At 74.7% G+C, this 21,809-nt stretch carries 21 protein-coding genes and 6 tRNA genes; 11 read left to right on the top strand and 16 right to left on the bottom strand.

Features of this window, described 5'->3' with window-relative positions:
• The first annotated feature begins 174 nt into the window (after positions 1-174).
• Entirely contained in the window at positions 175-732 is a 558-nt protein-coding gene (locus tag ACF1ED_RS18170; RefSeq protein WP_391761533.1) for a CGNR zinc finger domain-containing protein, read from the top strand.
• A 31-nt stretch (positions 733-763) separates the two neighbouring features.
• Here ACF1ED_RS18170 and ACF1ED_RS18165 read toward each other — a convergent pair whose 3' ends face one another.
• Together ACF1ED_RS18165 and ACF1ED_RS18160 are read right to left on the bottom strand one after the other, a co-directional pair.
• Complete coding sequence (locus ACF1ED_RS18165; protein ID WP_351112900.1) at positions 764-946, bottom strand: hypothetical protein; 183 nt, start codon at positions 944-946, stop codon at positions 764-766.
• A gap of 132 nt (positions 947-1,078) precedes the next feature.
• Positions 1,079-1,504, bottom strand: coding sequence for a hypothetical protein (locus ACF1ED_RS18160; RefSeq protein ID WP_391761531.1), 426 nt, complete (start codon positions 1,502-1,504; stop codon positions 1,079-1,081).
• A gap of 192 nt (positions 1,505-1,696) precedes the next feature.
• Between ACF1ED_RS18160 and ACF1ED_RS18155 the strand changes: the two genes are divergently transcribed.
• On the top strand, positions 1,697-2,209 hold the full coding sequence (locus ACF1ED_RS18155) for a DsbA family protein (protein ID WP_391761529.1): 513 nt from the start codon (positions 1,697-1,699) through the stop codon (positions 2,207-2,209).
• Between the two features lie 35 nt (positions 2,210-2,244).
• On the opposite strand, the gene ACF1ED_RS18150 is transcribed toward ACF1ED_RS18155, so the two are convergent.
• The 3 genes from ACF1ED_RS18150 to ACF1ED_RS18140 are packed head-to-tail and all read right to left on the bottom strand — an operon-like array spanning position 2,245 to position 5,036.
• The gene (locus ACF1ED_RS18150) at positions 2,245-3,084 is read right to left on the bottom strand and encodes a GNAT family N-acetyltransferase (protein ID WP_391761527.1); all 840 of its coding nucleotides are present in this window, start codon (positions 3,082-3,084) and stop codon (positions 2,245-2,247) included.
• Between the two features lie 42 nt (positions 3,085-3,126).
• On the bottom strand, positions 3,127-3,957 hold the full coding sequence (locus ACF1ED_RS18145; protein WP_391761525.1) for an aminotransferase class IV: 831 nt from the start codon (positions 3,955-3,957) through the stop codon (positions 3,127-3,129).
• The gene (locus ACF1ED_RS18140) at positions 3,954-5,036 is read right to left on the bottom strand and encodes a chorismate-binding protein (protein ID WP_391761523.1); all 1,083 of its coding nucleotides are present in this window, start codon (positions 5,034-5,036) and stop codon (positions 3,954-3,956) included. The genes ACF1ED_RS18145 and ACF1ED_RS18140 overlap by 4 nt, the downstream gene beginning before the upstream one ends.
• A gap of 233 nt (positions 5,037-5,269) precedes the next feature.
• On the opposite strand from ACF1ED_RS18140, the gene ACF1ED_RS18135 reads away from it, so the two are divergent.
• The 6 genes from ACF1ED_RS18135 to ACF1ED_RS18110 all read left to right on the top strand — a co-directional run bounded on the left by ACF1ED_RS18135 (position 5,270) and on the right by ACF1ED_RS18110 (position 5,838).
• Positions 5,270-5,342: transfer RNA gene (locus ACF1ED_RS18135), tRNA-Gly, on the top strand.
• 39 nt (positions 5,343-5,381) lie between these two features.
• Positions 5,382-5,455 (top strand) — tRNA-Cys (locus ACF1ED_RS18130).
• A 1-nt stretch (position 5,456) separates the two neighbouring features.
• Positions 5,457-5,528: transfer RNA gene (locus tag ACF1ED_RS18125), tRNA-Val, on the top strand.
• A 34-nt stretch (positions 5,529-5,562) separates the two neighbouring features.
• Positions 5,563-5,637 (top strand) — tRNA-Val (locus ACF1ED_RS18120).
• A gap of 27 nt (positions 5,638-5,664) precedes the next feature.
• Positions 5,665-5,739 (top strand) — tRNA-Val (locus ACF1ED_RS18115).
• A 27-nt stretch (positions 5,740-5,766) separates the two neighbouring features.
• Positions 5,767-5,838: transfer RNA gene (locus ACF1ED_RS18110), tRNA-Val, on the top strand.
• A gap of 112 nt (positions 5,839-5,950) precedes the next feature.
• Here ACF1ED_RS18110 and ACF1ED_RS18105 read toward each other — a convergent pair.
• The 3 genes from ACF1ED_RS18105 to ACF1ED_RS18095 all read right to left on the bottom strand — a co-directional run bounded on the left by ACF1ED_RS18105 (position 5,951) and on the right by ACF1ED_RS18095 (position 7,589).
• Complete coding sequence (locus ACF1ED_RS18105) at positions 5,951-6,235, bottom strand: zf-TFIIB domain-containing protein (RefSeq protein WP_079022306.1); 285 nt, start codon at positions 6,233-6,235, stop codon at positions 5,951-5,953.
• Between the two features lie 45 nt (positions 6,236-6,280).
• On the bottom strand, positions 6,281-7,246 hold the full coding sequence (locus ACF1ED_RS18100) for a phosphotransferase family protein (protein WP_391761521.1): 966 nt from the start codon (positions 7,244-7,246) through the stop codon (positions 6,281-6,283).
• Positions 7,247-7,421: 175 nt separating this feature from the next.
• A complete protein-coding gene (locus ACF1ED_RS18095; RefSeq protein ID WP_189949504.1) occupies positions 7,422-7,589 on the bottom strand; it encodes a hypothetical protein in 168 nt (55 codons plus the stop codon).
• A gap of 506 nt (positions 7,590-8,095) precedes the next feature.
• Between ACF1ED_RS18095 and ACF1ED_RS18090 the strand changes: the two genes are divergently transcribed.
• Positions 8,096-9,265, top strand: coding sequence for a serine/threonine-protein kinase (locus tag ACF1ED_RS18090; protein ID WP_391761518.1), 1,170 nt, complete (start codon positions 8,096-8,098; stop codon positions 9,263-9,265).
• A gap of 10 nt (positions 9,266-9,275) precedes the next feature.
• Here ACF1ED_RS18090 and ACF1ED_RS18085 read toward each other — a convergent pair whose 3' ends face one another.
• The 8 genes from ACF1ED_RS18085 to ACF1ED_RS18050 form a co-directional block, all read right to left on the bottom strand.
• A complete protein-coding gene (locus ACF1ED_RS18085; RefSeq protein ID WP_351848311.1) occupies positions 9,276-10,094 on the bottom strand; it encodes an RNA methyltransferase in 819 nt (272 codons plus the stop codon).
• A gap of 89 nt (positions 10,095-10,183) precedes the next feature.
• Positions 10,184-11,416, bottom strand: a complete 1,233-nt coding sequence (cobA, locus tag ACF1ED_RS18080; protein ID WP_391761516.1) for a uroporphyrinogen-III C-methyltransferase — start codon at positions 11,414-11,416, stop codon at positions 10,184-10,186.
• Positions 11,417-11,789: 373 nt separating this feature from the next.
• Positions 11,790-15,386: a nicotinate-nucleotide--dimethylbenzimidazole phosphoribosyltransferase gene (gene cobT / locus ACF1ED_RS18075; protein ID WP_391761514.1), complete on the bottom strand. Its 3,597-nt coding sequence runs from the start codon at positions 15,384-15,386 to the stop codon at positions 11,790-11,792.
• A gap of 314 nt (positions 15,387-15,700) precedes the next feature.
• Positions 15,701-16,924 carry a precorrin-6y C5,15-methyltransferase (decarboxylating) subunit CbiE gene (gene cbiE / locus ACF1ED_RS18070; protein ID WP_391761512.1) on the bottom strand — a complete coding sequence of 408 codons (1,224 nt, stop codon included), beginning with the start codon at positions 16,922-16,924 and terminating at the stop codon, positions 15,701-15,703.
• A gap of 73 nt (positions 16,925-16,997) precedes the next feature.
• Positions 16,998-17,633, bottom strand: a complete 636-nt coding sequence (locus ACF1ED_RS18065; RefSeq protein ID WP_391761510.1) for a GNAT family N-acetyltransferase — start codon at positions 17,631-17,633, stop codon at positions 16,998-17,000.
• Positions 17,634-17,771: 138 nt separating this feature from the next.
• Positions 17,772-18,626 (bottom strand): MetQ/NlpA family ABC transporter substrate-binding protein, encoded by an 855-nt coding sequence (locus ACF1ED_RS18060; RefSeq protein ID WP_391761894.1) that lies wholly within the window; start codon positions 18,624-18,626, stop codon positions 17,772-17,774.
• 77 nt (positions 18,627-18,703) lie between these two features.
• Complete coding sequence (locus ACF1ED_RS18055; protein ID WP_391761508.1) at positions 18,704-19,372, bottom strand: methionine ABC transporter permease; 669 nt, start codon at positions 19,370-19,372, stop codon at positions 18,704-18,706.
• A complete protein-coding gene (locus ACF1ED_RS18050) occupies positions 19,369-20,448 on the bottom strand; it encodes a methionine ABC transporter ATP-binding protein (RefSeq protein WP_391761506.1) in 1,080 nt (359 codons plus the stop codon). The genes ACF1ED_RS18055 and ACF1ED_RS18050 overlap by 4 nt, the downstream gene beginning before the upstream one ends.
• A gap of 558 nt (positions 20,449-21,006) precedes the next feature.
• Between ACF1ED_RS18050 and ACF1ED_RS18045 the strand changes: the two genes are divergently transcribed.
• Positions 21,007-21,369 carry a hypothetical protein gene (locus tag ACF1ED_RS18045; protein WP_351848332.1) on the top strand — a complete coding sequence of 121 codons (363 nt, stop codon included), beginning with the start codon at positions 21,007-21,009 and terminating at the stop codon, positions 21,367-21,369.
• Positions 21,370-21,371: 2 nt separating this feature from the next.
• Entirely contained in the window at positions 21,372-21,800 is a 429-nt protein-coding gene (locus ACF1ED_RS18040; protein WP_391761504.1) for a hypothetical protein, read from the top strand.
• The last annotated feature ends 9 nt before the right edge of the window (positions 21,801-21,809 follow it).

Below are 21,809 nucleotides of genomic sequence, written 5' to 3'. Positions count from 1 at the left end.
CGGCGCCGTCCGACTCGGGGCGACGGCGCCGCGCGGGCAGCCACGACCGCTCGACCCCAGGCGCTCCTCACCACGCAGCCGGCGCGGTGAAGGGCGCCGTCGCGCTTTTCCGGGGCGCGCTAGAGTCGTCGCCAGTCCGCGGGCGCCCGCCCGCGGCCGGCCAGGGAGCGAAGCGTGCTCATCCCCCACGACACCCGGATCGCCCTCGACACCGTCGTCGATCTGATGAACACCGCCCCGCAGGGCGACCGTGAGGACACGCTCGCGGACCTCGACGCGCTGGGCGTCTTCGTGCGCGAGCACCGGATCAGCGACGTGGGCGACCTGGACGCCGGGGACCTGCGGGCCGTCCGCGAGGTCCGCGACCGCTTCGCCGCCGTCTTCTCCGCCCCCGACGCGCGGATCGCGGCCCCGCTGATCAACCAGCTGGTGGCCGCCGCGGGCACCACCCCGCAGCTCACCGACCACGACGGCTACGACTGGCACGTGCACTACTTCGCGCCGGGCGCCTCGGTCGCCGACCACCTGGCCGCCGACTGCGGGATGGCGCTCGCCTTCATCGTCGTCTCGGGCGAGCGCGAGCGGCTGCGCCGGTGCGAGGCGCCGGACTGCGGCCGCGCCTTCGTCGACCTCTCCCGCAACCGCTCCCGCCGCTACTGCGACAGCCGCACCTGCGGCAACCGGCTGCACGTGGCCGCCTACCGGGCCCGGCGCAAGGAGGCCGGCGGCTGATCCGGCCGCCGGACGCCGGCCGGCGCGGACCTCACAGCACATAGAGGTCGTGCAGGGCCGCCATCAGGAGCAGCGCCCCGATCACCGTCAGGAAAATCATCAGCGGTGGCTGCGACAGCGCGAAGAGACAGCCCCTCGGCTCGTCGAGCGGAGGGTCGGCGGCGGGGACGGACTCGGCGGAGGCGGGGGCGGGTTCCCGCGAGGTTTCCAGCATCTCGGGGGGATGATCGCGCACCCCGCGCCCCGGAAAGACCGGAAACCGCCCCCGTGCGGGGCGGTTCATCCCTTCCCGTGGATCTCCGGATCAGCGCCCGGTCGCGGCCCGGCAGGCAACGGCCAGAAGCGGTCAGATTCCGTGCTTCTTCAGAATCGCCTCGATGTCGCTGAAGTCCTCGGCGTCTCCGCCGCGGGGCCGTCCGGCGGCCGCGGGCCGGGTCAGGGCGTCCCGGGCCGGGGCCGAGGCACCGGGCGCGACCGCCGCGGGCTCCGCTCCCCCGCCGGCCGCCTTCCGGCCGCCCCGGCGCCGCTCGACGCCCCGGGTCGTCAGCAGCAACAGCCAGGCGGCCCCGAGCACACCGAAGCCGGCCCAGGCGACCGGGCTGAAGACGGTGTCGAAGGCCCACTCGACGGCGCCGGTCATCACCAGGCCCAGCGGGACCAGCGACCAGCCGGCGATCCGTGCCGCGGAGAGGTACTTCTTCCGGTACGCCGTGATCGCGGCGATGCCCAGGCCCGCCGCGGACAACGCGGAGCAGATGGTCTCGGCGAGCATGCGATCCTCCAGTTCCCGGGTGATACGTCCCTTCCATCCTGCACCGGCACCGCCGCCGGGGGCCACGCCCGCGGCCCCGTCTCAGGGAGATCTCCGGGTCGTCCCGGACGGGATCTCCTCCTCAGGTCCCGGTCGCCCCTCCGGGCGGTGCCGATGAGGGACCCGGGCGGCGCGGCTGGAAGACTGCCGCTCATGAGTGATTCCACCACCGCACCCTCCCCGGTCGTCCTGGAGGCGTGGTTCGACCTCCAGTGCCCGGACTGCTTCCAGGCCCTCGACGACCTCCAGGCGCTGCGCGCGAAGTACGGCGACCGCCTCGACGTGCAGCTGCGCCACTTCCCGCTCGCCAAGAACAAGCACGCCTACGCCGCCGCCCAGGCCGCCGAGGAGGCGGTCGACCAGGGACGGGGCTGGGCCTACGCCGAGGCGCTGCTGGCCCGGACCGCCGACCTGGCCGACCGGGGCGAGCCGGTGCTCCTGGAGGTCGCGGCCGGACTCGGCCTGGACGCCGAGGAGTTCGACACCGCGCTGATCGACGGCCGCCACCTGCTCACGGTCGACGCCGACCAAGCCGAGGGCCAGGCCCTCAAGGTCACCGGCACCCCGACCTACGTCATCGGCGGGGAGCGCCTGGACGGCGGCAAGAGCCAGGAGGGTCTGCGCGCCCGGATCGAGGAGATCGCCGACCGCCTCCTGGCCGGCTGACCTCCGCCCGGTCCGGGGAGCCCGGCGCCGGGCCCTCAGAGCAGCGGCTTGGAGCTGTTGACGTGGGTGGTCCGGTAGCCGAGCGACTCGTACAGGCGGATCGCCGGGGTGTTGCCCGCGAAGACGTGCAGTCCGAGCAGGGTCTCCCCGGCCTCCCGCGTCACGCGCTCGGCGAGCAGCATCAGCGCCCGGCCGTAGCCCTTGCCGCGGTGCTCCGCGGCGACCTCGACGTCGTACACGTACCCGGCGCTCACGCCCGGCTCCAGCTCCCGCACGCCGGTCCAGACGTGGCCGACGACCCGTCCGCCGGCGACGGCGACCTGGATCGCCGTGCCGGGACCGGCGAGCCCCTCGGGCAGCAGCTCGCGGTGGCTGGCCTCCGCCTTGGCGCGGGCCCGGTCCTCGGGGACGCCCCGGTCGATCCAGCTCTGCGCGAAGGCGTCCCTGGCCCGTGCCTCCCAGACCGCGAACTCCTCCTCGGTCATGGGCCGCGCCTCGACGCCGGGCGGCGGCGCGGGCGTCCCGCCGGTGAGCTCCTTGAGCATGTTCCGGCTGCGCTCCGCGTAGCCGAGCGCGCGGGCCAGGGCGAGGGCGGCGGCCGCCTCGGCGGGCACCGATATCGACACGTCCGCGCAGCCCCAGCCGCGCAGCACCTCCTCGGCGGCAAGCGCGGCCACCGTGCCCCGGCCGCGGCCCCGGTCCGGCTCGTCGACCCGGAGCCGTTCGACCAGCCCCGCCGCGCCTCCGAAGTTCGGATCGGTGGCGACGCGGACGGAACCGACCCGGCGGCTGTTCACGCAGATGTCGTAGGTGCGCGAACGGCCGCCGTCGGCGGAGTGCTGAAGCGGCTCGGACGGCCGCAGGGTGGTGGTCATCAGGGGTGTTCTACCCGCCCGGAGGGCTTCCGTCATCCGGATTCAGCCGAGCTCGGGGTCCCGGTCCGCGGCGGCCCGCTCCTCGAAGATCCGCATGGCCTTGGCGGTCACCGGGCCGGGGGCGCCGGCGAGTTCGCGCCCGTCGACCCGGTGGACGGCCTGGACGTCCCGCAGGGTGGAGGTGAGGAAGACCTCCTCGGCGGTCTCCAGGACGTCGAGCGGCAGGTCGGTCTCGACGGCGCCGGTCCACCGGGCGGCCAGCGCGCGGGTGATGCCGGCGAGGCAGCCGGAGGAGACGGGCGGGGTGTGGATCCGGCCGTCGAGCACGACGAAGACGTTGGAGCCGGTGCCCTCGCAGAGCTGTCCGACGGTGTTGCCGAACAGGGCCTCGGTGGCACCGGCCTCCTTCGCCCGGGCGAGGGCGACGACGTTCTCCGCGTACGAGGTGGTCTTCAGGCCCGTGAGGGCGCCGCGCTCGTTGCGGGTCCAGGGGACGGTGACCACGGCGGTGGTGTCGGGGCGGCGGGAGGTCCCGCCGACGGCGACGACGAGGCCGGGGCCGGCGTCGCCGCGCTCCGAACCGAGCGGGGAGAGGCCGCCGGTGTAGGTGATCCGGAGCCGGCCGAGCTCCAGCGGGTTGGCCTCCAGGACGGCGGCGCAGGCCCGGCGGACCTCGTCGAGGTCGGGGTCGGGCAGGCCGAGGCCGCGGGCGGACCGGGTCAGCCGCTCCAGGTGCAGGGTGAGCGCAAACGTTTCGCCGCGCTCGGCCTTGACCGTCTCGAAGATGCCGTCGCCGACGGTCAGTCCGTGGTCCAGGACGGAGACCCGGGCGGTCTCCTCGTCGTGCAGCCCGCCGTTGACCCAGATCTTCATCGAGAGATGGCCTTTCCGCTCGCCCCCGCGACGTCGGTGTCCGGGGCGCCTGACTCGTAGGCGCCCGACGCTATCGCGACCAACCGGGCGGCCTTCAGCTCGGTCTCCTCCCACTCCCGCTCGGGGTCGGAGCCCCAGGTGATCCCGGCGCCGGTGCCGAAGCGCAGGACGCCCTGCGGGCGGTCGATCCAGAAGGTGCGGATGCCGACGGCCAGCTCGCCGTGGCCGCTGTCGGCGTCCACCCAGCCGACGCCCCCGCAGTAGGGGCCGCGGGGCGCGGTCTCCAGGGCCTCGATGATGCGCAGGGCGCTGGACTTGGGGGCGCCGGTGACGGAGCCGGGCGGGAAGGTGGCGGCGAGCAGCCCGGGCCAGCCCTCGTCCTCGCGCAGCACCCCGCTGACGGTGGAGACGAGGTGGACGAGGCCGGGGTGCTCCTCCAGCTCGCAGAGGGCGGGGACGGCGACGGAGCCGGTCTCGCAGACGCGGCCGAGGTCGTTGCGGACCAGGTCCACGATCATCACGTTCTCGGCGTGGTCCTTGGGCAGCAGGTCCGCGGCGGTCCGGCCGGTCCCCTTGATGGGGCCGGAGGAGACCCGGTCGCCCTCGCGCCGGAGGTACAGCTCGGGCGAGGCGGTGGCGATCTCCACGCCGTGCGCGGGCAGCCGGATCGTGCCCGCGTACGGGGCGGGGTTGCCGGCCGCGAGCAGCGCGGTGAGGGCGTCCACGTCGGCCGCGGCCGGGTCGGGCAGCGGCGCGCTCATCACCCGGCAGAGGTTCGCCTGGTAGACCTCGCCGCGCGCGATGTGCCCGCGTATCCGGCGCACGCCCGCGGTGTACGCGGCGCGGTCGAGCGACGACGTCCAGTCGCCGGGCCGGGGGCCGACCCACGCGCCGGGGACGGCGGGGGGCACCGGCGCCTTGCGGACGTCTCCGAAGCGGGCGCAGGTGAGCCGGCCCTCGAAGTCGGCGCAGACGGCCCAGAAGCCGGTGGAGTCCAGGGCCCCGGGATCATGGGTGACGTCCCGGAGGTCGGTCGCGACGAGGCCGCCGAAGCGGGCCAGGGGAGCAAGGTCGTACACGCAACGAGTCTAGGTCGGGTCGCCGGGGAACACGGGGCGCGCGGGCGGCGGGGGCTCCGCGCGACCTCGGGGACACGGCGGGTGAACGCCGTTCGAAGCCTCCGGGAGCCCGCGCCGGGCGTGACGAAGGGCGCGCAGGTCAGCACGCTGCGGAAACGCGTTTTTGTGCTGGCCCGGGAATCCGCTAGAGTTCAACACGTCGCCGGGACGCGCAAGCGGGCCGGAACCGACAAGCGGACGTGGCTCAGTTGGTAGAGCATCACCTTGCCAAGGTGAGGGTCGCGAGTTCGAATCTCGTCGTCCGCTCGATGTGGGGGATCTTCCCGAACCCCCGTATTCACTCCTGGTGGAGTGGCCGAGAGGCGAGGCAACGGCCTGCAAAGCCGTCTACACGGGTTCAAATCCCGTCTCCACCTCCAAGGACGATTAGCTCAGCGGGAGAGCGCTTCCCTGACACGGAAGAGGTCACTGGTTCAATCCCAGTATCGTCCACTGGACCTTCGGGTCCCGGATCTCCGGATCCTCCGCGCGATTAGCTCAGCGGGAGAGCGCTTCCCTGACACGGAAGAGGTCACTGGTTCAATCCCAGTATCGCGCACCACATCCCCCGCGCCCCCGGGTGCGACCCGCGCGATTAGCTCAGCGGGAGAGCGCTTCCCTGACACGGAAGAGGTCACTGGTTCAATCCCAGTATCGCGCACCACAACTCCCGCACCTCCGGGTGCGACCCGCGCGATTAGCTCAGCGGGAGAGCGCTTCCCTGACACGGAAGAGGTCACTGGTTCAATCCCAGTATCGCGCACAGGACGACGAAGCCCCTGGCCGCATCCGCGGCCGGGGGCTTCGTCGTCGTGCCGGACGGACCGGCGCGCACCCCGGCCGGGCCCGCACGCGGCGGACCCGGCCGGAAGGGCTCAAGAGGAGAAGAGCATCCGGCCGAAGCCGCGCTGCCGGTAGTGACCGCCGTGGTGGCCGCCGTGCGGGGCGCCCCAGGCGGGCGCGGCCGGGGCGGCCTGGGCCGGGTAGGCGGCCGGCGGGGCGGGCGGGGCCTGCGGGGCCTGCCACTGGGACTCCAGGCGGGTCAGGGCCTCCAGCTCGCCGTAGTCCAGGAAGATCCCGCGGCAGCCGCTGCACTGCTCGATCTGGACGCCGTTGCGGTTGTACGTGTGCATGGCCGCGTGGCACTTGGGACACTGCATGCTCGGCTCAACTCCCCTGCTCGCCGTTCGAATACTGGGTTCAGCTTAAGAGGACGCGGCGGGGGCGGGGGCGGTTCGGGAAAGCGTGATCCGGGCGCAGGTGTCGATCATCACTGCCTCGACCTCGTCCACCGCGCGTCCCTCCGCCGTGGACTTGGCGAGCGCGAGGGCCGCGGTCTGCACGGTCAGGGCGCGGGCGGGCAGGTCGAGACGGGCCCAGGGATCGGCGCCGGTGGCCGGGCCGCCCTCCTCCTCGTACGCGCCGAGGAAACGGGCCCACACCTCCGCGGGGAGCAGCCCGGCGGCGAACCAGGCGGCGGGGCGGGCCAGGTCCCAGGCGGGGTCGCCGAGTCCGGCGTCGTCGACGTCGATGAGCCGCCACGCGCCGCGGAAGTCCCGGACGAGCTGGCCGAGGTGGAAGTCGCCGTGACACAGGTACGCGCGCGTGCCGCCGCCCTCCCCGCCTGAGCCGGAGCCGGCGTCGGTGACGGTGCGCCAGGCCGCGAGGACGGTGGCCGCCGCCGGGTGGCCGGGCGCGGTACGGAGCATCCGCTCGACGGCGAGGGCCGCCTTCGCGGGGGCGCGCATCGCGGGCAGGGCGGGGTCCGCCGGGGGCGGGGTGCGGTGGAGCCGGGCGAGCAGCCGGGCCGCCTCCTCCCAGGGGGCGGTGTCCGGGTCGCCCGGGTCGACCGGCGGCCCGTACGGCCAGAGCGTCACGGGCCGTCCCGCGACGGGCCCGGGGCGCGGGCCCGGCACCGGAGGGAGGAGGATCCCGTCGAGTTCCGGGCGGCCGGCGAGGGCGAGACGGGCCGCGTGCGGGGCGTCCTCGGTCCCGGGCGCGTGCGCCTTGGCGACGAGCCCGCCGTGCCGCACGACGGCCCCGTCCTCCCGGTCCGCGAGGATCCGGACCGTCTCCGGCCCGCACCCGCAGGCCCCCTCGCCGTGCACGGCCCCGCGGGCCATCAGGGCGAGCGCCCCCAACACGTCACCGGTGGTCTGCGCGAGGTCCATCCGGCGAGCGTACGCGGCGCGGGGCGGGGGCCGGCACCGGGTGCGGGCACGCGGAGGGGCCGGTCGGCTCCCCGGCCGACCGGCCCCTGCGCTGTCGTCCGCCGCACCCCCGTCCCCACGGGGCTGTCGGCCGATGTCCCCGACCCGGGCCGCTCTCCCGGGTCCGGGGCGCCGCTCAGCGCCCCAGCATCACGCCCACGGACGACGCCTGTGTGACCACCGCTTCCCAGCCGCCGAAGACGACCACGAGCAGGGCCGCGAGGGGGAGGACCATGGCGGTGGCCACCAGGGGGTGACGGCGTCCCGCGGGGCGGGGGGTCGGCCGGTGTGCCGTGTGGGCCATGGTCCTCTCCTGTCGCTTCTCGTTGTTCCGGATTCCGGTGCGGTGGGCGCGTGTTCCTCGGGGGACGAGAGCCGCGCCCACCGCATGACCTCAACACTAGGGAGCGGGAGGGCCGGGGGCGTCATGCCCGCGTACCGGCTTTCGGGCCTACGGGAGGATGACGCCGCTCCCCCTGGCGTACTCCCCTGGGTGGAGACGGGGGCGCGCGCCTGGGGGTCTTCCCGGAGGGGGCGCGCCCCGCGTGACATGGGTCACGTGCGGCGGGGAGCGGGGCGGGCCGGGGCGCGCGGAGCGGGTCCCGTGAGGGGCGCGGGGCGGCGGGAGTTGTCCGGGACCCTTGTCAAGTGCTCTGGACGGCAAGGGGTGTTGGCGGGGAGAGTCGGTGCGGCACGGATCGCCGTCCCCCTCAGCACTGACAATCGATGCCGGGGGGAGGGCGCGGCCTATGAGCACGTGGGGGCGGCACTACGTAAGCTGTGCCACGTCGAACGGACGAGGGGACGGACATGGCGATGATGCGGCTCCGGCGCGAGGACCCGCGGATCGTCGGGGCGTTCCGGCTCCACCGCAGGCTGGGCGCCGGAGGGATGGGGGTCGTGTACCTCGGCTCCGACCGCCGCGGCCAGCGGGTGGCGCTGAAGGTGATCCGGCCCGATCTGGCCGAGGACCAGGAGTTCCGGTCGCGGTTCGCCCGCGAGGTGTCGGCGGCCCGGCGGATCCGGGGCGGCTGCACCGCCCGGCTGGTCGCCGCCGACCTGGACGCCGAGCGGCCCTGGTTCGCCACCCAGTACGTGCCCGGCCCCTCGCTGCACGACCGCGTCGCCGAGGAGGGCCCGCTGCGCGCCGCCGACGTGGCGTCGATCGGTGCGGCGCTGTCCGAGGGCCTAGTCGCCGTCCACGAGGCCGGGGTCGTGCACCGGGACCTGAAGCCGTCGAACATCCTGCTCTCCCCCAAGGGCCCCCGCATCATCGACTTCGGGATCGCCTGGGCCACCGGCGCCAGCACCCTCACCCACGTCGGCACCGCGGTCGGCTCCCCCGGCTTCCTCGCGCCCGAGCAGGTGCGGGGCGCCGCCGTCACCCCGGCGACGGACGTCTTCTCGCTCGGCGCCACCCTCGCGTACGCCTCGATGGGCGACTCCCCCTTCGGGCACGGCAGTTCCGAGGTCATGCTCTACCGCGTGGTGCACGAGGAGGCACAGCTCCAGGGCGTGCCGGACGCGCTGGCTCCCCTGGTCCGGGCCTGTCTGGCGAAGGACCCGGAGGACCGGCCCAGCACCCTCCAGCTGTCGATGCGGCTCAAGGAGATCGCGGCCCGCGAGGCGCAGGGGCTGCCGTCCGCCCGCCCGCCGGCCCCCCGCGAGCGGATGGAGGAGCGCGGCACGCTGCGGCCGACCGAGCGGTACACGGAGCGGGACGCGCCGGGCCGCGAGCCGGAGCGCGCGGCGGCCAGGGGGCGCGGTGCCGGGCCGTCCTCGCGCCCCTCGGCGCCGGCCCGTACCGGTGGCTCCCGCAACCCCCAGTCCCGGGCCGGGACCCGTCCGGGGGCCCGCTCGACGTCCACCGGACGCCGCCCGGCCAATCCCCGGCTGCTGCGCCAGCGGCTCGTCGTCTTCGTGGTGGTCACCCTGGTGGTGGCGCTGGGCATCGCCGCCGCCCAGGCCCTCCAGGGCTGATCCGGGGCGGTCACGCCTCGGGGCGGCCCGCCGTGACGGCGTAGAAGGCGACGGCCGCGGCCGCGCCCACGTTGAGCGAGTCGACGCCGTGGGCCATCGGGATGCGCACCCACTCGTCGGCCGCGCGCAGCGCCTGGGTGGAGAGGCCGTCGCCCTCCGCGCCGAGCATCAGGGCGACCCGGTCCAGCCGGTGCGGGGCGGCCTCGTCCATGGAGGTGGCCTTCTCGGCCGGGGTGAGGGCGAGGAGCTTGAAGCCCGCCTCCCGCACCGCCTCCAGACCGCGCGGCCAGGTGTCCAGGCGGGCGTACGGCACGGAGAAGACGGCGCCCATGGAGACCTTCACCGAGCGGCGGTAGAGCGGGTCGGCGCAGTCCGGGGAGAGCAGGACGGCGTCCATGCCGAGGGCGGCGGCGCTGCGGAAGATGGCGCCGATGTTGGTGTGGTCGTTGACCGACTCCATGACCGCCACCCGGCGGGCGCCGGCGAGGAGTTCGGCGGCCTCGGGGAGCGGCTTGCGCTGCATGGAGGCGAGGGCGCCGCGGTGCACGTGGTAGCCGGTGACGCGTTCGGCGAGGTCGGGCTGGATCGCGTACACCGGGGCGGGGACCTCGTCGATGACGTCGCGCATGACGTCGACCCACTTGGCGGAGAGCAGCATCGACCGCATCTCGTAACCGGCCTGCCTGGCGCGGCGGATGACCTTCTCGCCCTCCGCGATGAACAGTCCTTCGGCGGGTTCGCGCCGGCGGCGCAGCTCGACGTCGGTCAGGCCGGTGTAGTCGTGGAGGCGGGGGTCGTCGGGGTCGGTGATCGTGATGAGTTCGGCCACGGGGTGATACTGCCTTGTCCGGGGAGTGGTGCCAATGCGTGGGACGGGCGGCGGTCGCCGCCCGTCCTCCTGCGGGTGGGTGCGGGGCGTCAGCGGGTGAGCTTGTCGGGGCCCTCCGCGACCACCGGGCCGATGACGATGACGGCCGGCGGACGGACCTCCTCCGCCTTGACGACCTCGGCGACGGTGGCGAGGGTGGCGTCCACCCGGCGCTGGGTCGCGGTGGTGCCCTCCTGGACGAGGGCGAGCGGGGTGTCGGGGGCCTTGCCGTGGGCTACCAGCGCCTCGGCGATCTTGCCTATCTTGTCGACGCCCATGAGGATCACCAGGGTGCCGGTGAGCTTGGCGAGCGAGGCCCAGTCGACGAGCGAGCGCGGGTCGTCGGGGGCGACGTGGCCGCTGACCACGGTGAACTCGTGGGCGATCCCCCGGTGGGTGACCGGGATGCCTGCGGCGCCGGGGACCGAGATGGAGCTGGAGATGCCGGGCACGACGGTGCAGGCGATGCCCTCGGCGGCGAGCGCCTGCGCCTCCTCCATGCCCCGGCCGAAGACGAAGGGGTCGCCGCCCTTGAGGCGGACGACGGACTTCCCGGCCTTGGCGTGCTCGATCAGCGCGTTGTTGATGGCCTCCTGGGCCATGTAGCGGCCGTACGGGATCTTCGCCGCGTCGATCACCTCGACGTGCGGCGGCAGTTCGTCCAGGAGGTCGCGGGGGCCGAGCCGGTCGGCGATGACGACGTCGGCCTCGGCGAGCAGCCGGCGGCCGCGGACCGTGATGAGGTCGGGGTCGCCGGGACCGCCGCCGACGAGGGCGACGAAGGGGACGCGGGCGCGCTGCGCGGGCGCGGCGAGCGAGCCGTCGCGCAGGCCCTCCAGGATCGCGTCCCGGACGGCGGCCGAGCGGCGCGGGTCGTGGCCGGTGAGGACGGCGACGGTGACGCCGTCGCCGCGGCCGGTGGCCGGGGTCCAGGCGGTGGCGGCCTCGGCGTCGTCGGAGCGGACGCACCAGACGCGGGCGCGCTCGGCCTCGGCGGAGGCGGCGGCGTTGGCGGCGGGGTCGGTGGTGGCGACGAGCGCGTACCAGGCGTCGGCCAGGTCGCCGTCCTCGTAGCGGCGGCGGACCCAGGTGAGCTCCCCGGTCTCGGCCATGGCCTCCACGGAGGGGGTGGCGGAGGGGGAGATCAGCGTGATGTCGGCGCCGGCGGCGATGAGGGCGGGCAGGCGGCGCTGGGCGACCGTGCCGCCGCCGAGGACGACGACGCGCCGGCCGGCGAGGCGGAGGCCGACGGGATAGGCGGGGTGCTCGGCGTGCTGGGCCATGTGCGGGCGGCTCCTCGGACGGGGCTGGGGCCTGGCCGACCATGCGCGTCGGATCAGGCCGGGTCGTTCGGTGCGTGCGATCGGCGTGCGGCGGAGGCGCCCTCGTAGCGGAACTACTCGGGCGATTCTGCCGTGCGGCGAGCGTGCGTGCCGGGCGGGCCGGACCCGACGGGGATGGTCGGGCAGGCCCTGGGCGGCCGCTGCGGCGGTGAAGCGGCTGGTGGGCGGGCGTTCGGCCCGGACACCACGATATCGGTGAGCCGGCGTGGGCACCCTGTGACCCTCGTCCCTGGGCGGGGTCGGGAGGGCACGCGGGCATGGCGCGGCCCCGGTGCCGCCGCCCTCGGGAGCGGCGGCACCGGGGCCGTACGGGCTACTTCTCCGTCACGCCCGCGGAGTCGAAGGTCGCGACCTCGTGCATGGCGCGGGCCGCGCTCTGCACCAGCGGGAGGGCCAGCAGGGCGCCGGTGCCCTCGCCGAGGGCCAGGTCCAGGTCGACCAGCGGGCGCAGGCCCAGCTTGTTCAGCGCGGCCACGTGGCCGGGCTCGGCGCTGCGGTGGCCCGCGATGCAGGCGGCCAGCGACTCGGGGGCGATGGCGCGGGCGACCAGGGCGGCCGCGCCGGTGGAGACGCCGTCGAGGATCACCGGGGTGCGCAGCGAGGCGGCGCCCAGGATGAAGCCGACGAGGGCCGCGTGCTCCAGGCCGCCGATCTGCGACAGGACGCCGATCGGGTCCTGCGGGTCCGGCTTGTGCAGCTCGATGGCGCGGCGGACGACGTCGACCTTGCGGGCGTGGGTCTCGTCGTTGATGCCGGTGCCGCGGCCGGTGACCTCGGCCGGGTCGACGCCGGTGAAGACGGAGATGAGCGCGGCGGACGCGGTGGTGTTCGCGATGCCCATCTCACCGGTGAGGAGCGCCTTGTTCCCGGCCGCGACCAGGTCGCGGGCGGTCTCGATGCCGACCTCGATCGCCGCGACGGTCTCCTCGCGGGTCATCGCGAGGCCGGTGGTGAAGTCGCCCGAGCCGGCGCGGACCTTGCGGGGCAGCAGGCCGGGGGTGGCGGGCAGTTCGGTGGCGACGCCCACGTCGATGACGCAGACCTCGGCGCCGACCTGGTTGGCGAAGGCGTTGCAGACCGCTCCCCCGCCGAGGAAGTTGGCCACCATCTGGCCGGTGACCTCCTGCGGCCAGGGGGTGACGCCCTGGGCGTGCACGCCGTGGTCGCCGGCGAAGATGGCGACGGCGGCGGGCTCCGGGATCGGCGGCGGGCAGGCCCGGGAGAGGCCGCAGAGCTGCGCGGAGATGATCTCCAGCATGCCGAGCGCGCCGGCCGGCTTGGTCATCCGCTTCTGCCGCTCCCACGCCTCGCCGAGCGCCTTGGCGTCGAGCGGGCGGATGGAGGCGACGGTCTCCTGGAGCAGGTCGTGCGGCTCCTCGCCGGGCAGGGCGCGGCGGCCGTAGGTCTCCTCGTGGACGACCCAGGCGAGCGGGCGGCGCTTGGACCAGCCCGCCTGCATCAGCTCGGGCTCGTCCGGGAACTCGTCGACGTAGCCGACGCAGAGGTACGCGACGACCTCCAGGTGCTCGGGCAGGCCGAGGGCGCGGACCATCTCGCGCTCGTCGAAGAAGCTGACCCAGCCGACGCCGAGGCCCTCGGCGCGGGCGGCGAGCCACAGGTTCTCGACGGCGAGGGCCGAGGAGTAGGGGGCCATCTGCGGCTGCGTGTAGCGGCCGAGGGTGTGCCGCCCGCCCCGGGTGGGGTCGGCGGTCACCACGATGTTGACCGGGGTGTCGAGGATGGCCTCGATCTTCAGTTCCTTGAACTGCTTCGCGCGGGCCTTCGGCAGCGACTTGGCGTACGCCTCGCGCTGCCGCTGGGCCAGCTCGTGCATGCTCTGCCGGGTCTCGGCGGAGCGGATGACGACGAAGTCCCAGGGCTGCGAGTGGCCGACGCTGGGGGCCGTGTGGGCGGCCTCCAGGACGCGGAGCAGCACCTCGTGCGGGATCGGGTCGGAGCGGAAGCCGTTGCGGATGTCGCGGCGCTCGCGCATCACGCGCAGCACCGCCTCGCGCTCGGCGTCGTCGTAGCCGGGGGCCGCCGGGCGGGGCTCGGCCTCCTCCTCGGCCTCGGCGGCGTCCTCGGCGACGACCGGGATCTCCTCGGCCACGGCCACGACGGGGGCCTCGGCGGGCACCTCGGCGGCGGCGTCGGCGAACGCCTCGACGGGGGCCGGGGCGATGGGCTCGGTCTGCTCGGTCTGCTCCGCGACGGGCTCGGCCTGCTCGGCCTCGGCCGGGGGGGCCTCGGGCGCGGCCTCGGCTTCGGCGGCGGCTTCCGGCTCGGCTTCGGCGGCGACGGGCTCGGCGGGGGCCTCCGCAGCGACGGGCGTCTCGGCCGCGACGGCCACCGGCTGGGGCTCGACGACCGGCTCCACGGGCTGCTCGGCGGGCTGCTCGGCGGGCTGCTCGGCGGCAGGGGCCTCCTCGGCCGGGGCCTCGGCCTCGGGCTCCGCCGGTACGTCGGCGGGCGCGGCGGTCTCCAGGGCCTCGGCGACGGGCTCCTGGGCGACCGCCTCCTCGGCGACGGGCTCCTCGACGACCGGTTCCTGGGCGGCGGGCTCCTGGGCGACGGGCTCCTGGACGGTCGGGGCTTCGGAGGGCTGCTCCGGGGCGGCCTCCGCCTCCGGGGTCTCCGCGACCGGGGCTTCCGCGACCGGGGCCTCCGCCTCCGGGGCCTCCTCGGCCTGGAGTCCGGTCTCCGGGGCCTCGGCGGGCCGCTCGGCCACGGGTGCCTCGACGGGCGCGGCGGCCTCCGCCTCGGGGGCCACCGGCTCGGCGGACGGCTGCCCGGCGTCCGGGGCGGCCTCCGCGGCGGGTTCGCCCTCGCGCGGCGCGGGGACGAGGGCCTCGGGCGCGGGGATCTCGGTGCCGGCCGGCGGCGTCGGGGCGGGCTGCGCGGCGGTCGGGACGGAGCCCTCGACCTGCACGAACTGCCCGCTCTGCGGGACGACCGTTTCTGCGGGGGCCCCGGCGGGCGCCGGGGGCTCCTGCGGCTGCGCGGCCCACGGCTCGGCGCCCTGCGGGGCCGTCTGCTGGTCCTGCGCGATGTCGAAGTACTCGGGCCCGGTGGTGGGCGGTCCGGGGTTGCGCACGGGCACGGGCGCGGGGCCCGTGGCCACCAGGGGCTCGGGGGCGGGCGCCGGGACCTGCGGGGCGGCGGACACCGGCGCGGCCGGGCCCCGGTCGGCGAGCGAGCGCACGACCCCGCCCGTCTCGGGCACGGGCGGGCCCATGTGGAGCGGGCGGCGCGAGGGGGCCGCCTGCGGCGCGGCCGGCGCCGTGCGGACCCCGCCGAGGTCGACGGAGCCGGAATCGCGGCCCGCGGCCTCGTGGGCGCCGGTGTCGAGGATGCCGGGCTCGTAGCCGTGGGCGGTGGCGACGGGCTCCTGCGGGGCGGCCGGGGCGACGTGGACGCCGTGCGCCGGGGTGCCGAGCGGCGGCTGCGGGGCGAGCGGCACGCCCTGCGGCGGGGTGGCGCCGGGGATCGGGACGCCGTGCGCCGGGGTGGCCGGGGCGGTGAGCCGGTCGGCGAGGACGAGGCCGTCCGGGAGCGGGCCGGTGAGGGGGTCCGGCAGGGGCCCGGTGAGCGGGTCCGGCAGCGGGTCGGTGAGCGGGTCGCCCATCGGGACCGCCTGCGGCACGGCGCCCTCGGGGCCGCCCTGCGCCGGGACCGCGGGCGGGGCGGGGACGGCGACCGGTGGGGCGGGCACGATGCCCGGGGCCTGCTCGCTCCAGGCGCCCTGGGCGCCCGGCATCAGGAGCATGTCGTCGTCCTCGGGGAGCTGCCCGGGGGTGGGGCCGGAGGGGTCCAGGTAGGTGTACGCGCCCGGAGCGGGGATGCCCGGCTGCTCGACCATGCCTGCGTTCTCCGGCAGCCCCTCGCCCGGGACCTGGCCGGTGTCCGTCATGCGTACCCCTCGCCCATCGTTGTGTTCGTTCAGAGCTGCGCCCGTCAACGAGAACGAGCGCGTGCGCCGCGCGGCACGGAGGCGCGCCGACACCCATGCATTGTCGCGGCCCGCGGCCATCGTGGCAGGCGGATCCGCCACGGTGCGCTGTGGACTGCGCCACGTCGCGCGGTCCCCCCGGTGTCCCGCGCGCCGGTGACCACCGAGAACGGGTCAAGACGGTCATCGATTCGGGACATTGACGAACAACCTGCCGAACATCCCCGCGCGGTACAACAATCGGCCAGCCTACCTGCCCCGGCGCGCGGCCGGGGTCAGGGGGCGCCGGTGGTCCGGCGGCCCGTGAGCAGGAAGACGACGGAGCGTTCGCGCTCGGACCAGTCGGCGGGATCGAGGCCGACGGTCTGCAGGAGGAGGGTCTCGACGGCGTAGCCGCCGGCGGTGAGGGCGGTGCCGATCGCCTCGGCCTCGTCGCGGGTGGTGGCGTGGGCGGCGATCCGTTCGGGCCGGCGGTCGGCGCAGGCGGTGACGACGGGGACGCCGCCGGCCCCGACCCGTACGACGTCCGGCTCGGGGAGGCTCTCCAGGACGTGCGGGGCGCGGCCGGTGACGGTCTGCAGGAGGACGCCGTGGCGGCGGGCGGCGGCCTCGGTGCGGGCGCGGGCGGCGGGGTCCGCGTCGACGGCGATGACGGCGGCGCCGAAGCGGGCGGCCTCGACGGCGAAGGTCCCGCCGGCGCTGCCGACGTCCCAGACGAGGTCGCCGGCGCGGGGGCCGAGGCGGGCGAGCTGGACGGCGCGCAGGGTGGGGTCGTGGCCGATGCCGGGGAGCTCCCCGGGCTCCGGCTCCTCGGGCCGCCCGGCCCAGCCCCGTACGGCTCCGGCGGCCGGGTGGTGGCCCATCAGCCAGGGGGCGGCGGAGGCTCCGGTGCCGCCGGCGCTCCCGATGACGAGGACGACGTTGGGGTCGCGCCAAGTGTGGTCGGCGGCCTTGTCGGAGGTGAGGACGGAGACCTGTTCGCGGGAGGTGCCGAGCTGCTCGCAGACGACGAAGGTGCGGTGGACGCCGTCGAGGAGGAGGGCGAGTTCGGCGGGGCCCGCGCCCGGGGAGGTGAGGACGGCGACCTTGGGGTGGGCGCGGCAGACGTTGACGGCGCGGCGCAGGGTCTTCTCGTGGGCGACGACGACGTGGGCGTCGTCCCAGGGCATGCCGGCCCGGGCGAAGGCGGCGGCGACCGAGGAGACGGCGGGGACGACCTCGACCTCCAGGCCGTGCTCGGGGGCGCGCAGGGTGCGGACGACGCCGAAGAAGCCGGGGTCGCCGTCGGCGAGGACCACGGCGGTGCCGCGGTGGCCGGCGATCCGGCGGGCGGCGAGGCCGACGCTGCCGAGGCGGACGCGCTCGGCGCCGGGGGGTACTTCGGGGAGCGCCAGGTGGTGGGCGGCGCCGGCCACCAGGGTGGCGGCCGAGAGCGCGGACCGGGCCGCCGCGGTGAGGGGCGAGCCGTCCCAGCCGATCACCGTGACCCGGTCGGCCATCGCGTCTGTCTCCTGTGCTGTCGTCGCAGGTCGGGGGCGTGCCGAGCGTACCCCGGGTCGGCCCCCGGAATGCTCAGCTCCAGTCGGTGTAGGAGGAGTATCCGGCCTCGGCCATGTGGTCGGCGACGCCGTCGAGGTCCTCGGGGAGGAGGCCCCAGAGGATGAGGTCGGTGCGGATGTCGGTCCACTCGCCGCCCTCGGTGAGGCTGCGCGCTATCCAGGCGTTGCGCAGGACGCCCTCGCTGATGCACCCGATCTTCTGGGCGACCTGCTGGGAGGCGGTGTTGTCGGCGGCGGTGCGCAGCTGGAGCCGTTCGAAGCCGCGGTCGCGGAAGAGCCACTGGGCGGTGGCGAGGACGGACTCGGTGGCGTAGCCCTCGCCGCGGGCCCAGGGGGCGGTGACGTAGGCGGCCTCGGTGGCGCGGACCCTCCAGTCGGTGGAGTGGAGGTGGACGGTGCCGACCAGACGCTGGGTCAGGAACTCGGTGACGGCGAAGACGATGCCGCGGCCCTCGGTGCGCTCCGCAGGAGCGATCCTGCGGACCCAGTCCTCGGCGTGGGCGCGGGTGTAGGGGTGCGGCACCGAGGTCCAGGCGGTGACGAGTTCGTCGTTCATCATCTCGACGAAGGCGGGGATGTCGGCCTCTTCGTACGGGCGCAGCACCAGTCGCTCCGTGTTGATGGAGACGTCCGGGAAGGTGGTAGTCATGCGCAGCTCCATACGTGAAGACCGTGAAGGCACAGCATGCAGCATGGTGCGGCCGACGCGCATGCGCGGGGCGGCACGAGGCCCCGCGCGCCGGGCGGGGCGGGCGGGGCCTCGTGGTCAAGGACTGTGGCCGGGGCGTTACTTGGCGGCGCCGAAGGCGGGGATGACGGAGCCCTTGTAGGTGTCCTCGATGTACTTCTTCACCTCGGGCGAGTTGAGGAGCTTGGCGAGCTTCTCGACCCGGACGTCCTTCTCGTCGCCCTTCTTGACGGCGAGGATGTTGGCGTAGGGGTTGCCCTCGCCCTTCTCCAGGACCAGGGCGTCCTTCGCCGGGGACAGGTCGGCCTCGATCGCGTAGTTGCCGTTGATGACGGCGGCGTCGACGTCGTTCAGGGCGCGGGGCACGGTGGCGGCCTCCAGCTCCTTGAACTCCAGGCCCTTCTTGTCGGTGATGTCGGAGAGCTTGGCGTCGGTGCCGACGCCGTCCTTGAGGGTGATGAGGCCGTTGTCGGCGAGGAGGTGGAGCGCGCGGCCCTCGTTGGTGGTGTCGTTGGGGACGGCGACGGTCTGGCCGGCCTTGAGGTCCTTGAGGGACTTCACGGACTTGGAGTAGAGGCCGAGCGGCTCCAGGTGGACGTCGACCACGGGGACGATGGTGGTCTTGTTCTTCGCGTTGAAGTCGTCCAGGTAGGGCTTGTGCTGGAAGAAGTTGGCGTCGACCTGGCCGTTCTGGGTGGCGGTGTTCGGCAGGACGTAGTCCGTGAACTCCTTCACCTCCAGCTTGAGGCCCTCCTTGGCGGCCAGGTTGTCCTGGACGAACTTGAGGATGTCGGCGTGGGGCGTCGGGGACGCTGCGACGACGAGCGCCTTGTCGGCGGAGCCGGCCCCGTCCTTGTCGGAGGCCGGGTCCGAGGAGGTGCCGCAGGCGGTGAGGCCGAGGGCGAGGGCGGTGACGGAAGCGAAGCCGGCGGCGAGCTTGGTGTTCTTGCGCACGAAGAGTGCCTCTTTCATGTGGAGCGGTGGACGCCTGGACAACAAGTCCGGGCTCAGGGGGGGTGGTTCGGGGGCCGTCAGGCGGTGCGGCCGCGGCGGGCGAGGAGCCGTACGGCCCCGTCGCCGAGGAGCTGGACGATCGTGACGATGGCGACCAGGACGACGACGGTGACGAGCATGAAGGTGGTGTCGAAGCGCTGGTAGCCGTAGGTGACGGCCTTGGAGCCGAGGCCCTCGCCGCCGACCGCCCCGGCCATCGCGGAGTAGCCGATGAGCACGATGACGGTGGTGGTGACGGCGGCGACCAGCGAGGGCAGGGCCTGCGGGAGCAGCACCTTGCGGACGATGGTGGGGATGCCGCCGCCCATGGACTGGACGGCTTCGACGAGGCCGTGGTCGACCTCGCGGATCGCGGTCTCGACGAGGCGCGCGAAGAAGGGGATGGCGCCGATGGCGAGCGGCACGATCATCGCGGTCGGGCCGATGAAGGTGCCGACGACGAAGGTCGTGAAGGGGATCAGGGCGATCAGCAAGATGATGAACGGCAGCGAACGGCCGATGTTCACGATCGCACCGACGACCTTGTTGAGGGGCCGGTTCTGGAGCAGTCCGCCCTTGTCGGTGAGGACGAGGAGGATGCCGAGCGGGAGGCCGGCGGCGATGGTGACGACGGTGGCCCACAGGACCATGTAGAGGGTGTCGACCGTGCCCTGTTCGAGCAGGGGGCGCATCTCTTCCCAGGTCACTTGGCACTCTCCTTCACGAGCACGGGCTGCTGGGCGGGAACCGCGGGGGCGGCGGGGTCCTCGGGCTCCCGCGGGTCTTCGACGGGTTCGACCTGGAGGCCCCGCTCGCGCAGGAAGCCGATGGGGACGACGTTCTCCTCGTACCGTCCGGGCAGTTCGATCCGCATGCGGCCGATCTGCTTCCCGCCGACGGTGTCCATCGCGGCTCCGAGGATGGAGATGTCGACGTTGTACGTGCGGGAGAGCTGCGAGATCACCGGCTGGGTGGCGGCCTCGCCGTGGAAGGTGACGTCGACGACGGTGCGGTCGGCGGCGGTGGCGTGGCCGCTGACCGGGAACAGCTCGGCGGCCAGCTGGGAGCCGGGGGTGGCGAGGAGTTCCGCGACGGTGCCGGACTCGACGATCCGGCCCTTCCGCATGAGGGCGGCGGAGTCGCAGACGGTCTTGACGACGTCCATCTCGTGCGTGATGAGCAGGACGGTGAGGCCGAGCTGCCGGTTGAGGTCGCGCAGCAGCTGGAGGATCGAGCGGGTGGTCTCCGGGTCGAGGGCGCTGGTGGCCTCGTCGGAGAGGAGGACCTTGGGCTCGCCGGCGAGGGCGCGGGCGATGCCGACGCGCTGCTTCTGGCCGCCGGAGAGCTGGCCCGGGTAGTTCTTGGCCTTGTCGGCGAGGCCGACGAGGTCGAGGAGTTCGAGGGCGCGGCGGGAGCGCTCGGCGCCGGACACGCCGAGGATCTCCAGCGGGAGCTCGATGTTGTCCTTGACGGTGCGGGAGGACAGCAGGTTGAAGTGCTGGAAGACCATGCCGATGCTGCTGCGCGCCCGGCGGAGGTCCTTGCCGGCGCGGCGGCCCTTGCCGGCGAGGGCGGTGAGGTCGGTGCCGTCGACGGTCACGGTGCCGGAGGTGGGGCGCTCCAGGAGGTTGACGCAGCGGATCAGCGAGGACTTGCCGGCGCCGCTCTGGCCGATCACGCCGAAGACCTCGCCCTCGCGGACGTGGAGGTCGACGCCGTCCAGGGCGGTGACCTGGCGGCCGCGTGACTCGTAGACCTTGGTCAGGCCCGAAGTGGTGATCACAGGGGTTTCCGTCACTGTCGAGTGCGCGACGCGTGGGTCCGCCGTGCACGGGGCGTTCGTCGATCGGACAGGCAGGCGCACGGGAGCCGTCCGGCGGGGCCGGGGAGGCGGTGTGCGCGGGGCGGGCACGGTCCGCGCCGGGTGGCGGGCGGATCGGCTCGGCCGTCGGGGTCTCGCTTCGGGGCGCGAGGCTCAGGCGGGGGCCCTCAGATGGCGCACATTCGACACATGCGAAGAGCACCGGGCGTCTGGATCGCCTCGGTCGCAAGGATGCGGCTGCTCGTCGTGGTCATGGCTGCAAGTAAAGCATGCGCAGTCGCGAACGGAAGTCCCGTGTCCGCATTCCGGACGCTTCTGAGATGCGGAGCGGACGGCCTCGGCGGGCCTCCTCGCCCCCCACGGCCTGCGCCGGAGCCGGTCCCCGGGGGCCGCCCGGCGGAGCGGGGTGTGGCCAAGACCACGATCACGGCGGAGCCCGGGCGGGGGCGGCGCGGGTTCGGGCCGGTCGTGGCGGGGCCGAGGGCATCGGGCCATTCCGGCCGTAATACCCTCGGGCGCATGCTTGACGCCCTCACGGTCGCGGTCTCGGTGGCCGCGCTCGCCCTCGCCGCCTGGTGCGGCTTCGCCGCCTTCCGGGACCAGCCGACCAAGGACTGGCACTTCATCGGCATGGCCGTGGTGACCTTCCTGGTCCTGGCCCAGCTGGTCGTCGGCATCGTGCAGCTGGTGCGCGGCGAGAAGGCCGAGGAGGGGACGACGATCTTCGTCGCCTATCTGCTCGGCGCGCTGTGCGCGGTGCCGATCGCCGGTTTCATGTCGCTGGCCGAGCGCACCCGCTGGGGTTCGGCGACGGTGGCGGCGGGCGCGGTCGTGCTCGCCGTCCTGGAAGTGCGTCTCTTCGACATCTGGACGGTGGGCTGAGCATGACGGACACGAGGGAGACGGCGGAGCCGGCGAAGGGGCGGACCCGGCTGGTCACGGGCCCGGGCATGCTGCTGGTGTGGCTGTACGGCGTGATGTCGGTGGGCGCGGCCTCGCGCTCGGTGTACGAGATCAGCGCCAAGTTCGACGAGGCTCCGCTGGCGTACGCGCTCTCCGCGGTGGCCGCGGTCGTCTACGTGTTCATCACGTACACCCTGGTGCGGGGCGGCGAGACGGCCCGCAGGGCGGCGCTGGTGTGCTGCGCCGCCGAGCTCGCGGGCGTACTGGTCGTGGGGACGTGGACGCTGGTCGAGCCGTCCGCCTTCCCCGACTCCACGGTGTGGTCGGAGTTCGGCTACGGCTACGTCTTCATCCCGGTGCTGCTGCCGCTGAGCGGCATCTGGTGGCTGCGGCGGTCGCGTACCGCCTGAGCCCGGCCA

The sequence above is a fragment of the Streptomyces sp. NPDC014656 genome, from assembly GCF_043084305.1.
Lineage (GTDB): Bacteria > Actinomycetota > Actinomycetes > Streptomycetales > Streptomycetaceae > Streptomyces.
Note: the sequence above shows the minus strand (reverse complement) of the source record. Positions and strands in the feature narration are given on the sequence as shown.

Excerpts from the sequence above, each read along its gene's own strand:
- ACF1ED_RS18145 (WP_391761525.1), bottom strand. The coding sequence starts at position 3,957 with ATGAAGATCTGGGTCAACGGCGGGCTGCACGACGAGGAGACCGCCCGG.
- ACF1ED_RS18045 (WP_351848332.1), top strand. The coding sequence starts at position 21,007 with ATGCTTGACGCCCTCACGGTCGCGGTCTCGGTGGCCGCGCTCGCCCTC.
- ACF1ED_RS18105 (WP_079022306.1), bottom strand. The coding sequence starts at position 6,235 with ATGCAGTGTCCCAAGTGCCACGCGGCCATGCACACGTACAACCGCAAC.
- ACF1ED_RS18095 (WP_189949504.1), bottom strand. The coding sequence starts at position 7,589 with ATGGCCCACACGGCACACCGGCCGACCCCCCGCCCCGCGGGACGCCGT.
- cobA (WP_391761516.1), bottom strand. The coding sequence starts at position 11,416 with ATGGCCCAGCACGCCGAGCACCCCGCCTATCCCGTCGGCCTCCGCCTC.
- cbiE (WP_391761512.1), bottom strand. The coding sequence starts at position 16,924 with ATGGCCGACCGGGTCACGGTGATCGGCTGGGACGGCTCGCCCCTCACC.
- ACF1ED_RS18090 (WP_391761518.1), top strand. The coding sequence starts at position 8,096 with ATGGCGATGATGCGGCTCCGGCGCGAGGACCCGCGGATCGTCGGGGCG.
- ACF1ED_RS18065 (WP_391761510.1), bottom strand. The coding sequence starts at position 17,633 with ATGACTACCACCTTCCCGGACGTCTCCATCAACACGGAGCGACTGGTG.
- ACF1ED_RS18160 (WP_391761531.1), bottom strand. The coding sequence starts at position 1,504 with ATGCTCGCCGAGACCATCTGCTCCGCGTTGTCCGCGGCGGGCCTGGGC.
- ACF1ED_RS18165 (WP_351112900.1), bottom strand. The coding sequence starts at position 946 with ATGCTGGAAACCTCGCGGGAACCCGCCCCCGCCTCCGCCGAGTCCGTC.
- ACF1ED_RS18100 (WP_391761521.1), bottom strand. The coding sequence starts at position 7,246 with ATGGACCTCGCGCAGACCACCGGTGACGTGTTGGGGGCGCTCGCCCTG.
- ACF1ED_RS18150 (WP_391761527.1), bottom strand. The coding sequence starts at position 3,084 with ATGACCACCACCCTGCGGCCGTCCGAGCCGCTTCAGCACTCCGCCGAC.
- ACF1ED_RS18040 (WP_391761504.1), top strand. The coding sequence starts at position 21,372 with ATGACGGACACGAGGGAGACGGCGGAGCCGGCGAAGGGGCGGACCCGG.
- cobT (WP_391761514.1), bottom strand. The coding sequence starts at position 15,386 with ATGACGGACACCGGCCAGGTCCCGGGCGAGGGGCTGCCGGAGAACGCA.
- ACF1ED_RS18155 (WP_391761529.1), top strand. The coding sequence starts at position 1,697 with ATGAGTGATTCCACCACCGCACCCTCCCCGGTCGTCCTGGAGGCGTGG.